Genomic DNA, 9915 nt, shown 5'->3' on the forward strand with positions numbered 1-9915 from the left:
TCGTTCGGCTCCTTTTGACCAGCGCGGGTTCGGGCAGAAGACCAGGTCGGCGCACCGCTCCGCTCCGGTGGCGCGGCGGGGGTCCGGAGCCTGGGACACTGGACCTCCGACCACCCGCTAGACCAGGAGTGCACTTTGCAGCAGGGAACCGTCCGCTGGTACGACCTCGAGCGCGGCTTCGGCTTCCTCGCCCCCGACGACGGCAGCGACGACATCTTCGTGCACGTCTCGCAGGTGCAGGGCGAGGGTGCGGCCCGGGCGCTGCGCGAGGGGCAGACGGTGGAGTTCGAGACCGGTGAGGGACCCCGCGGTCCGCAGGCGCTGCGCGTCGCCGTCACCGGGGACGCCTCGCCCGCCGCGACCCTGGGCGTGCTCGCCACCGTCTCCTGGTACGAGCCGGCCAAGGGCTACGGGTTCGCCGCGCCGGACGGCGGGGGTGCGGAGGTGTTCGTGCACTCGTCCGCCATCGTCACCGGGGGCGTTCTCGCGGCCGGGCAGCGGGTGGCCTTCGTCGTCGTCGCGGGGGAGAAGGGGCCGCAGGCCCAGCACGTGGTGCCGCTGAGCTTCGACGCCGGGGTCGGCCGGGCCCCTCTGGTCGCGCCCGGCGACGGCGCCGACGGCTCCGTGCTGTGGTTCGACGAGGAGAAGGCGTTCGGTTTCGTGGCCGCCGACGACGGGGTGGGCGACGTCTTCCTGCACGTGCGTGCCCTGGTCGACGACCGGTATCTGCCGGTCGAGGGTGACCGGGTCTCGTTCACCACGGTCACCGTGGATCAGGGGCGGCAGGCGCGTGAGGTGCGGTTCGTGGCCGCCGGCGAGCCGGTGGAGGCGCCCAGCCAGCCCCGTCCGGCTGCCCGGTCGGCAGCCCGTGCCGGCGACGGCGTGGTGGCGCGCTACGACGCCGACCGCGGCTTCGGTTTCATCACCCCCGACGCGGGCGGGCCGGACCTCTTCGTGCACGTCTCGGTGGTCTCCGGCGAGCCCCTGGTGGCCGGTGAGCGGGTGCGCTTCCGCATCCGGCAGAGCGACCGGGGCCCGCAGGCCGACGCCGTCGAGCGCGCCTGACCGTCCGGGACGGCCGGTGGCCGGAGGTCGGCTCAGCCAAGTAGCGTCGGCCTGTGCCAGAAGAGGGTGAGGTCATCGCCGGGCGGTACCGGCTGGTGTCGTCGATCGGGCGAGGATCCATGGGCGTGGTCTGGCAGGCGCGCGACGAGCTACTCGACCGCGTGGTCGCGGTCAAGCTGCTCACCACGGACCGGCGGTCCCCGGACGCGGTGGCGCAGATGCTGCGCGAGGGCCGGGTCGCCGGTCGGCTGCGGCACCCGCACGCGATCAGCGTGTACGAGGTCGTCGAGCACGACGACAAGCCCTGCCTGGTGCTGGAGTACCTGCCCTCCCGCAGCGTCGCGGCGCTGATCGCCGAACGGGGCGCGCTGCCGCCGGGCGTGGTCGCGGCCGTGGGCAGGCAGGTCGCCGCCGCGCTGGCGGCGGCGCACGCCGAGGGCATCGTGCACCGGGACGTCTCGACGTTCAACGTCCTGCTGGCCGAGGACGGCATCGCGAAGATCACCGACTTCGGCATCGCCCGCGCGGTCGGCGAGGGCACGGTGACCGACGCCCGCCTGATCGTCGGCACGCCGGCCTTCCTGGCGCCGGAGGTGGCGGCGGGCGAGGCGGCGACGTTCGCCTCGGACGTGTTCTCCCTCGGCGCGACCCTCTACGCGGCGCTGGAGGGCACGCCGCCCTTCGGCGTGGACGACAACCCCTACGCGCTCCTGCAACGCGTGGTCCGGGGAGAGTTCGAGCCGCCGCGGTCAGGTGGCCCGCTCGGCGAGGTGCTCCTGCGCCTCCTGCACCGTGACGCTGCACAACGCCCGACGATGGCCGAGGCCCACAAACTGCTCGCGGCCGTCGCGGAGGGACTGCCGCTGCCCGCCGCGCCCCCGAGGAGCGGGACGCGGATGCTGCGCGTCCGCCGCCCCCTGCCACGCCGGGGGATCGCGATGGTCGCCGGTGCGGCCGTCCTGGTCGCCGCCGGTGTCGTGATCGGCACCGTCGTGCAGGGCGACCGGCCCAGCAGCAGCGCCCAGACCGGCTCCAGCACGGCGACGACCACGGTCACGACCGCCTGCGATGCCCGGTACGAGGTGACCAACTCGTGGCCGGGCGGCTACCAGGTCGAGGTGACGGTGCGCAACACCAGCGCAAGCGGCCTGACGGGCTGGACCATCACGTGGCAGCAGGCGGCGGGCCACACCATCGGCAACCTGTGGAACGGCACCCTGACCCAGAACGCGACCGCGGTGACCGTCACCAACGCGGGCCACAACGCCGTGCTCGCTGCCGGGGCAACCACCTCGTTCGGGTTCGTCGCCGGCGGTCCTGAACCCGCTCGCCCCGCCGTGACCTGTTCCACCGCCAACTGAAACGCCGCCAGGCAGGACTGGTCTCCCTGAGCCGCGTGGACGGCCCTCGGTGCACGGCGACGGACGGGGGGTGATCCGGTTTCAGTCGGCGGCGCGGCGTTCGAGGAAGACGGTGTCGCGCCAGACGCCGTGGTGCTGGGCGATGCGTTCGCGGACGCCGAGGGTGCGGAAGCCCGCGGAGTGGTGCAGGGCGAGGCTTGCCCGGTTCTCGGGGAAGATCGAGGTCTGCAACGTCCAGAGGCCCGTGTCGTCGGCGGCGGTGACCTGCTTGTGGACCAAGGCCCTGCCGACGCCGCGGCCGCGGAAATCCGTGCCGACGTAGACGGAGGTCTCGGCGACGCCCGCGTAGCAGTCTCGTGTGGACACCGCGGTCGCGGCGGCCCAGCCCGCCACCCGGCCGTCGATCTCGGCGATCCAGCGGTGGCCGGGGAGCCACTTGGCGTCGAGCGCCCGGCGCAGGGGCACTTCGGTTTCGAAGGTGGCGTTGCCGGTGGCGATGCCTTCGGCGTAGATGTGGCGCACGGCGTTCCAGTCGGCGACCTCCAGCGGACGGATCAGCACGTCGGCCGGGAGGTCGGTCGGGCAGCACGGGCGGGGCGCGAGCACGCCCATGACGACGTCGGCGGCGTGGGGGAGGCCGGTGCAGCACGACGGGTTGACGCTGACGTGGGTTGCGGTGCCTTCCTTGTGCTGGCGCAGGAAGCCGACCTCGACCAGCTTGCGGACGTGGTGCGAGCAGGTGGACTGGCTGATGCCGACGAGTTCGGCCAGTTCGCCGACGGTCGTGGAGCGGCCCGCGGTCGCGACGGCGTGCAGCAGGCGCACGCGGGTGGGCTCGGCGAGGCACGCGAACCAGTCCGCGTAGGTCGCGGCGTCGTCGGCGGGGAGCACGGCCGGCGAGGGCGCTGTCGTCGTCATGCGCTGAAGTATCGACGCAGATCGATGGTTGCGTCAATCGATGCAGGTCGATAGAGTCGGCCGCGTTGATTCGAAATCTGTCGATGCAAGGGGTGTGTGGTGAGCGCGATGCCGGTCGTCGTGGTGGGTGCCGGGCCTGCGGGTTTGTCCGCGGCGGCGAACTTGGTCGAACGGGGCGAGCAGGTGCTCGTGCTGGAAGCGGGCGATCGTGCCGGTGCGGCCGTGTCCGAGTGGAACTACGTCCGGCTGTTCTCGCGGTGGAGCGAGCTCGTCGACCCGGCGGCCGAGCGCCTGCTGAAGCAGACCGGTTGGGTGCGGCCCGACGGTGATGCCTACCCGACGGGCGGGGAGTGGGTGGAGAGCTACCTTCGGCCGCTCGCCGAGGCTTTGGGGGATCGGGTTCGGTTCGGTGCGCGCGTGGTGGGCCTGGCGCGCCGCGGCCGGGACCGGATCGTGGACTCCGGACGCGAGGACGAGCCGCTCACCGTGCACGTGGAGACCGCCGACGGTGAGGAGCGGATCACGGCGCGTGCGGTGATCGACGCGTCCGGCACCTGGGGCTCACCGAATCCGCTTGGTGGAGACGGACTTCCGGCCGTGGGGGAGAGGGCGGCGGCCTCCCGGATCACTTACCGGGTGCCCGACCTCGTGGCCGAACGCGCTCGCTACGCGGGCAAGCGGATCGCGGTCGCCGGGAGCGGGCACTCCGCGCTGACCGCCTTGGTCGTGCTGGCAGAGCTCGCGGAGCAGGAGCCGGGCACGGAGATCGTCTGGTTGCTGCGCCGCGGGGTCGTGGGCAACGCGTTCGGTGGCGGCGAGGCCGACCAGCTCCCGGCGCGCGGTGCGTTGGGCCTGCGCGCGAAGAAGGCGGCCGAGGCCGGGCACATCACGACCGCGACCGGGTTCCGCACGGCGGCGGTCGAGCGTGCCGAGGACGGCACGCTGACGCTGGAGTCGTTCGACGGCCACGAGGTCGAGGGCATCGACGAGATCGTCGTGCTGACCGGGTTCCGGCCCGACCTGTCGTGGCTGTCGGAGATCCGCCTCGAACTGGACCCGGTGCTCCAGGCGCCCGTGAAGCTCGCGCCGTTGATCGACCCGAACGTCCACTCGTGCGGCACCGTTTACCCGCACGGCGAGGCCGAGTTGCGGCACCCGGAGCCGAACGTCTACCTCGTGGGCATGAAGAGCTACGGCCGCGCGCCGACTTTCCTGTCGCTGACCGGCTACGAGCAGTCGCGCTCGGTCGTGGCCGCGATCGCGGGCGACCAGGAGGCGGCGGCGCGGGTCGAGCTCGTGCTGCCCGAGACCGGGGTCTGTGGTGGCGCGGGCGTGTTCGACGCACCTGAGGCGGAGAAGAACGAGGGTGGCTGCTGCGGCTCACCCGGGAACGACGTGCTGACGATCGGCCTCGCGCCCAGTGCGCGCTGACACCACCACGTCGGAGCCCGGCGTCGCAGCCGGGCTCCGACGTGTGCTGGTCGTGTTGTGCACCACCGAGATCATCAGCTGGGGGATCCTGTACTACGCGTTCCCGGTGCTGTTGCCGACGATCGGTGAGCGCACGGGCTGGTCGCACGCCGCGATCACCGCCGGGTTCTCCGCGAGCCAGGTGGTCGCGGGGCTCGTCGGGGTTCCGGTGGGCAGGCTGCTCGACCGGCACGGCCCGCGCGCGATCATGACCACCGGCTCGGCCATCGCCGTTCCGGCGGTCGTGCTGATGGCGACCGCGCAGTCACCGGCGTGGTTCACCGCGGCGTGGCTGCTGATCGGCGTCGCGATGGCCGGGGTGTTCTACGCTCCCGCGTTCGCCGCGCTCACCCGCTGGTACGGGGCGAGGCGGGTGTCGGCGCTGACCGCGCTCACGTTGGTCGCGGGGCTGGCCAGCACGGTGTTCGCGCCGCTGACCGCCGTGCTGAACACGCGCTTGGACTGGCGTGGGACCTACCTCGTGCTTGCGGGAGTCCTCGCGGTCACCACGGTTCCGCTGCACCTGTTCGGGCTGCGCCTGCCCTGGCCGGAGATCGAGCACGAGGCGGAGCACCACCCGTCGGCGGTCGCGCGGAGCAGGCCGTTCATCGTGCTGACGATCGCGATGAGCCTCGCCGCGTTCAGCGTCTACGCGGTCGTGGTCAACCTCGTGCCGTTGCTGACCGAGCGCGGGATGTCGACTTCAGCGGCCGCCGTGGCCCTGGGCCTCGGTGGGGTGGGCCAGGTTCTCGGACGGCTCGGTTACGCGAGGTTGACCGCGAAGACGTCGGTGCGCACGCGGACGGCGCTCGTCCTGCTGGTGAGCGCGGTCGTGACCACGTTGCTCGGGCTCGTTCCCGGTCCGGCTCTGCTGCTCATCGCCGGCTCGGTGCTCGCGGGCGTCACGCGGGGGATCTTCACGCTGGTGCAGGCGACGGCGGTCACCGACAGGTGGGGTGCCGTCCACTACGGACGGTTGAGCGGACTGCTCACCGTGCCGGTGATGCTGACCGCGGCGATCGCGCCGTGGGCGGGCAGCGCCCTGGCCGGGTGGCTCGGGGGCTACCCGGCCGTGTTCGTCGTGCTCGGCATCATCGGCGTGGTGGCTGCCGGGTTGTCGACGGCAAGTGTGCCGCGTTAGCTCGTCACCGCGGTCAGCGCAGAAGACGAGCGGCCCGCATCGGTGGTGTTCGCAGCGGGCGCGGCTGTCGGACTTCTCGGCGCGCTCAGGGTGCTGATGGCCGTGGCACCGGCGTCGTGCGCGCGGAGCGGTCGTCGGCGAGATCCGCCGTCGAACCGCACCTCCCGGCCAAGTCACATGTGCGAGGCGAAGCCGGCGAGTGCGGAGGACAGCTGTGTCCGGCGGCGCACGCCGAGCTTGCGGTAGATGCTCGTGAGGTGGAACTCGATCGTGCGCCGGGAGACGTTGAGCTTGTGCGCGATCTCGTCGTTCGAGTTCCCTTCGAGCACCAGGCCGGCCACGCGGTACTCGTGTGGCGTCAGCAGTGCGGTGGACGACGAGCCCGCCGGCACCGCCTTCGCCGTGACCGCAGGAGGAGGCGCGGGCACGCCTCGCGCGTCTTCGAGCCCCGAACCCGCGAGCCGCTCTCCCGGCTCCACGACGACGCCGCACTGCTCGCCCAGCGTCCGCGCCTCCGCGAGGTGCTGCCTGGCCTCGTCGCGCTGTCCCTTCTCCCACCGGGAGGCGGCGAGTTCGAGCAGCACTTGGGCGTGCAGCATCCGGGCGGGCGAATTCCTCAGCAACGACTCGGCCTCGGCCAGCCGGGGGGCGGCGGCGACACCGCCGGTCACGACACCCACGGTGAGCAACGCGCGCGCCACGACGGTGGGCGCGCCCCACTCCCGTGCCAGGGTGAGTTCCTCGAGCGCCAGGTCCAGTGCCTCCCGGTGCTGACCCAGCCGGAGCCAGGCCAGCGCCGCGTAGGACCGCCAGGGACGCACGGCCGGATTGCCCATGCCCCAGGACACCAGGCGCTCGCCGCAGTCGAGCTGATCGGCGAGCGCTCCTCCGGCGTCGCCGCGTGCCAGGCGCAACGCGCCCCTGGCGTGCAGGAGCGCGGTGTGGTGCCAGGTCTGCGGCAGCGACCTCGTCCTGCCGAGGAGCAGGAGGGTTTCCTCCGCGTCGTCGACGGCGCCGAGTTCCAGCTGCGCGCGCATCAGGGCTTCGACGGCGTAGACGCTGCCGAAGTGGCCGGGAGGCAGCTCAGCCTTCCGCGCTGCGGACAACGCGAGCCTGGCGTCCGCGACGGCTTCGGTGAAGGACCCGCAGTGGTAGTGCGCCCGTGAACGGACGGTGTGGCCGAGCAGTTCGATCAACGACAACCCCTCCCGATGCGCTTCGAGCAGGATCTCGTTGCAGTAGCGCATGACGAGGTGCGGTTCATCGGTCCGGATGAACGCGTTGAGCACGCCGAGGAGCCGCTGGGGGTGTTGCAACATGGCCGCTGCGCCGTTCTGCATCGCCGCGGCGGCCGCCTCGCGGCACAAGGTCAGGTCCGTGCCCCGGTTGCCGGCGTCCTCGGCGATCAACGCCGCGAGCCTGCGACCGCGCGGGTCGCGACGGCGCCACTCCCGCTCGTCGAAGCGGGTGAGGTCCACCTGACCGGCCGCCGGATCTCCGGACGGCGCCGTGAGCCGGTTCAGCAGCCGCAGCATGTCGACCGCTGCGGGGATCTTCGGACCGATCTCGTCGATGGTGCGGTGCAGCACCTCCGTCGCCTTGTCGTACGCCCCGTCGAGGTACAGGACCTGGGCGAGCCTGCAGACGACCGCGAGAGTCCTCTCCGGGTCGTCCAGTTCGCTCATGCCCTCCTCGAGGTGCACCACCGCCATCCGCGGGTCGAAGTAGGTCTCGGCGAAACCGAGCCTCAGCAGCAGGTCCCGCCTCTGCGCAGCGGAGACGTCCTCTTCCAGGGCCCTGTTGAGGAATTTCGCACCGGACCGGGGATCTCCCTCGGTGATCAGTGCCTCGGCGGCGGACCGCAGCGCGTCCACGGCCCAGGTACCCAGGCGCGAGGACGTCCGCACCACGTGCCGTGCGATGAGGAGGGAAGGCGCACGCGTCTGGTGCAGGAACCGCGCGGCCTCGGCGTGCAGCTCCTCGCGATCGCCGAAGCCGACGGCCTTCTCGATCGCGTCCTTGAGCACCGAGTGGGCGAACGTGAGCTTGCCCGGCGGTGCGAGCACACCCATTCCCTCGAGCTGCCGCACCTGCTCGGCGACCGCGCCGCCGCTCATGCCGGTGACGGCGGCGAGGAGTTGCAGATGAGGCGGCGCCACGACGGCGATCGCCTTGGCCACGTCGACGAGTTCGCGCGACTGGCGGTTGAGCCGCGCGAGCACGGACTGCCCGAGCTCCTCGGGTTCGGGGGTGGGCAGGTCGTCCGCGGCCGGCTCGTCCGGGACGACCGACCGCTCCCTCATCAGGGACAGGATGTGGGTGCACACCATGGGGTAGCCGTGGGTGGCCCGCATCACGGCGTCCGTGAACTTCTCGTGCGGTGCCCGACCGAGCACCTGCTCCGTGAGCGACGCGATGTCCGGTGCGGTGAGAGTGCCGAGTCGCAGGCGCTCCGTGTAGATCTCGAGCTCGGCCAGGAGGATCGGGTCGGTCGGCCGTATTCCGGACGTGCGGCCCAGCAGGATCGTGATCGGCAGCCGGACGACGCGGTGGACAAGGTAGTTTAGCCAGCGCATGGACGGCACGTCCGTCCACTGCACGTCGTCGATGACGAGGCAGAGAGGAGCGTGCTGTGCGAGGCCGGTCGTGATGCGGTAGAGGTCGCGGATCGCCTGGTGGACGTGGACCTCCTCGAAGTCGTTCACGTCGCCAGCCACCTCACCGGCGATGACCGCGTGCCCGTGCGGTGCGGCTTCGTCACCTGGTCCCGCGGACGACTCCCGGGGCAGGTGCTCGAAGAGTTGCTGGGCGACGGCGAAGGGCATTTCCCGTTCCATCGGCGACGCCGTGGCCCGGGCGATCACGAACCCCCGCCGGCGTGCCATGGAGCAGGCGGCCTCCAGCAGGGACGTCTTGCCGATGCCGATGGCTCCTTCGAACAGCAGAGCGGAGGGCGTCGAGGCCTGCGCCGAGTCCAGTGCCTCCTCGATTCGTTTCACCTCGGCGTCGCGGCCGACGAGGATGGTCCGGCTGTCGGGATTCCGGCTTCGACTGGCGTCGGCTTCCACCTTGAGCGCTCCGTAGTCGTCGGCTGGTCCATTCAGGTAATTCTCGGATCAGGTGCTGCGGAATCCGGCAACTCCTTCCATTCCGCGGGAGAGTACCCGGTCCGGCAGGGCTGTGAACGCGGCAACCTGGGACGTCGCAGATCGCATCGTGTCATTGCGGTCGGTTCGCATGGTGACGCTCTGCCGTGGAAGGTTCTTCGAGATTTTTCACACTTGCCACCGTGATTCCTTCTTGACAAGGAATGGTAATGTTGTCGTTTGAGTCGGCGTGCGTCTGGTGTTGGCCTGAATGGCTGTGTGAGCACGTGTCCGGGGTGACTGGAATGGCGAACAGCGAATCTTCACCCGCCCACCGCGTGATATAAGTCTCGCCGCAATTCAATGCGGTCGGTGCCGCCGCGCGACGCTGGAGATCGGTCTCGAGCCATCAGGAGCGGAACGCTCAGCTCCCCGATTCGTGGCCGCGGTGGCGAACCCGCGCAGTGCGTTCACCGGGAACGGCGGACCGCGGCAACGACGACCGTGCGGCAGGAGGAAGCCCGCACTGCGGAGAACCGCAGTGCTCCGGGTGCGAACTACTGTGACAGTGCTCGCAACGGTCACGCCCCCGCCTCGGCGGGAGTGGGTGATCTGTGGCCCGTGCCACCCTCCGCGGCCTCCGGCGGGCGGGTCTCGCCTCGTCCGCTCAGGACCTGATGAACGCGGATCCGCTGGTGCGCCGGTGATGCCGATGCCGACCAGTCCTGCGACGTCGAGACCGCGGAGACGTCACTGCGGACTTCCGCAGTCGATTTCGGTCCGCAGTGGTTAGCATTCGTGTGATGACCGCGTTGGCTTCGGCGAAGTCGCAGTCACGTGGTTTCGTGAACCGTGTTGTCTATTTCCGTCGAGA

Annotated in this window: 6 protein-coding genes and 1 pseudogene; 5 read left to right on the top strand and 2 right to left on the bottom strand. The window is 71.3% G+C overall.

Annotated features, from left to right (window positions below; translation table 11 throughout):
- Positions 1-135: 135 nt before the first annotated feature.
- The 3 genes and pseudogenes from BMY74_RS46485 to BMY74_RS41000 form a co-directional block, all read left to right on the top strand.
- Positions 136-330, top strand: a pseudogene (locus tag BMY74_RS46485) (cold-shock protein); the annotation flags it as partial.
- 39 nt (positions 331-369) lie between these two features.
- The gene (locus BMY74_RS47085; protein ID WP_425434900.1) at positions 370-1065 is read left to right on the top strand and encodes a cold shock domain-containing protein; all 696 of its coding nucleotides are present in this window, start codon (positions 370-372) and stop codon (positions 1063-1065) included.
- 53 nt (positions 1066-1118) lie between these two features.
- Positions 1119-2426, top strand: a complete 1308-nt coding sequence (locus BMY74_RS41000) for a protein kinase domain-containing protein (protein ID WP_089926905.1) — start codon at positions 1119-1121, stop codon at positions 2424-2426.
- Positions 2427-2507: 81 nt separating this feature from the next.
- Here BMY74_RS41000 and BMY74_RS41005 read toward each other — a convergent pair whose 3' ends face one another.
- On the bottom strand, positions 2508-3344 hold the full coding sequence (locus BMY74_RS41005; RefSeq protein WP_089926907.1) for a helix-turn-helix domain-containing GNAT family N-acetyltransferase: 837 nt from the start codon (positions 3342-3344) through the stop codon (positions 2508-2510).
- 99 nt (positions 3345-3443) lie between these two features.
- Here BMY74_RS41005 and BMY74_RS41010 point away from each other — a divergent pair, with 99 nt between their 5' ends.
- Together BMY74_RS41010 and BMY74_RS41015 are read left to right on the top strand one after the other, a co-directional pair.
- Complete coding sequence (locus BMY74_RS41010) at positions 3444-4775, top strand: FAD-dependent oxidoreductase (RefSeq protein ID WP_089926909.1); 1332 nt, start codon at positions 3444-3446, stop codon at positions 4773-4775.
- A 43-nt stretch (positions 4776-4818) separates the two neighbouring features.
- A complete protein-coding gene (locus BMY74_RS41015; protein WP_089927081.1) occupies positions 4819-5955 on the top strand; it encodes an MFS transporter in 1137 nt (378 codons plus the stop codon).
- Positions 5956-6128: 173 nt separating this feature from the next.
- On the opposite strand, the gene BMY74_RS41020 is transcribed toward BMY74_RS41015, so the two are convergent.
- Positions 6129-9023, bottom strand: a complete 2895-nt coding sequence (locus tag BMY74_RS41020) for a helix-turn-helix transcriptional regulator (RefSeq protein WP_089926911.1) — start codon at positions 9021-9023, stop codon at positions 6129-6131.
- Positions 9024-9915: the final 892 nt, after the last annotated feature.

Origin of the sequence: Lentzea albida, assembly GCF_900111005.1 — a bacterium.
GTDB lineage: Bacteria > Actinomycetota > Actinomycetes > Mycobacteriales > Pseudonocardiaceae > Lentzea > Lentzea albida.